The sequence below is a fragment of the Ideonella azotifigens genome (assembly GCF_006519715.1).
GTDB classification, from domain to species: domain Bacteria; phylum Pseudomonadota; class Gammaproteobacteria; order Burkholderiales; family Burkholderiaceae_C; genus Ideonella; species Ideonella azotifigens.
In genome coordinates this window covers 1-1,649 of the sequence record NZ_VIDT01000958.1, presented here as the reverse complement: position 1 = coordinate 1,649, position 1,649 = coordinate 1, and the positions used below count along the sequence as shown (strand labels likewise).

Here is a 1,649-nt window from a genome sequence, read left to right as displayed (position 1 = left end):
CCTGCGTGCTTTCGGCCGGCGTCATCATCGTGCAGGCCTGCGGCGCGCGGGCTTCGTCCAGCGTGCCCAGCGTGGCTTCCATCAGCACGAACTGCAGGCTCTGGCTGCCCGAGGCGCTGCCCAGCAGCGGGCGCATGGCCAGGAACTGCAGCGGGTCCAGCGTGGCCAGCAGGCCCAGCTGCTGATTCAGCAGCGCCTGGATCTCGGCCATGCGGTGCAGCTTGGGCAGTGCGTCGGTAAAAAAGCCGGGGGCTTGCGCATCGGCCTGCAGCACCGCGGCGGCTTCGACCAGCCACTGGCGGAACCACAGCTCGTGGGCCTGGTGCAGCACGATGAAGAAGTGCTCGTCGTGGATGGGCTGCGCGGTGTCCGCGCTCAGCGGCGCCTGCGCGCCCAGCACCTGGTCCAGCCGCAGGTAGCCGGCATAACGCAGGCCGGCATGCAGCCCGGCCTGCGCTGCGCCACCCCTGCCCAGCGGGCAGGCCTCAGCAGTCATACGAGAACTCGGTCAGCGACTGCTGGCGCAGCTGCTGGCGCTGCACCTTGCCGGCCACGTTGCGCGGCAGCTCGGCAATGAACTCGACCTCGTCCAGGTGCTTGTGCGGGAAGTCGGGCCAGCGCTGGCGGGTGTGCTCGATCAGCGTGGCGACCAGCGCTTCGGAGACGGGTGTGTTCGGCGTGGTGACCACAAAGGCCTTCAGCCCGATCACGCCGGCCGGCGTGCGGCTGCCGACGACCGCGACCTCCAGCACCGCGTCCAGCTTCATCAGCGCGTCTTCCACCTCGTAGGGCGAGACCCATTCGCCGCAGCCCTTCTTGACCATGTCGTCGGCCCGGCCAACGTAGGTGTAGGCGCCGTCGCGGCAGGTGAACAGATCGCTGCTGATGTGCCATTCGCCGTCGAAGCTGGCGGCCGAGCGCTCCGGGTCGTTCAGGTAGCCGCTGGCCACGCTGGGGCCGGCAATGCACATGCGGCCCGAGGTACCTTCGCTGACGGGCTGGCCATCGTCGCCGATCAGCTTGACGCGGAACTCGGACAGGCAGCGCCCGCAGCTGTCCTCGCGGATGTCGCCCACCGAGTTCGACAGGAAGATGTGGCCGACCTCGGTCGAGCCGAAGCCGTCGATCAAAGGTGCGGCCAGCCGCGCGCGCCAGGCCTGCAGCACAGAGGGCGGCAGCGGCTCGCCGGCCGAGGTGGCAATGCGAACGCTGTCCAGCAGCGCCTCGGCGCCCGGGCTCTTCAGCAGCTCGGCGAGGATGCGCGGCGTGGCCAGGAAGACCGAAGGCCGGTGGCGCTCGATCTGCTCGGCGACCATGGCCGCGGTCGAGCGCAGCGGAAAGACCACCGCCGCCGCACCGGCCACGCCGGCAAACAGCAGCGAGCCGCCGAGCGCATAGCCGAAGGTCAGCTTGGGCACGGCGACGATGAGGTCGTTTTCGTCCATCGCCAGGATGTCGTCGCCAAAAGCCCGCGTGCAGTGCAGGATGTCGCGGTGGCGGCGCGGAATCGCCTTGGGCTTGCCGGTGGTGCCGGAGGTGTAGAGCAGGTAGGCCAGTTGCGCGGGGTGCAGGGCTGGCATGACTGCGGCAGGCGGGCTGGACTCAACAGGTGTGTCCAGGCAAAGCAGTCGCGTGCCGGGCAATGCCAG

At 69.6% G+C, this 1,649-nt stretch carries 2 protein-coding genes; both read right to left on the bottom strand.

What is annotated here, in order from left to right; translation table 11 throughout:
• Window positions 1-496, bottom strand: a 496-nt coding sequence (locus FKP22_RS29615) for a tryptophan 2,3-dioxygenase family protein (protein WP_233447008.1), incomplete at its 3' end; no start/stop codon positions are given.
• Window positions 486-1,649: AMP-binding protein (locus tag FKP22_RS29610; protein ID WP_141291793.1), on the bottom strand; the 1,164-nt coding region annotated here is incomplete at its 5' end. The genes FKP22_RS29610 and FKP22_RS29615, both read right to left, overlap by 11 nt.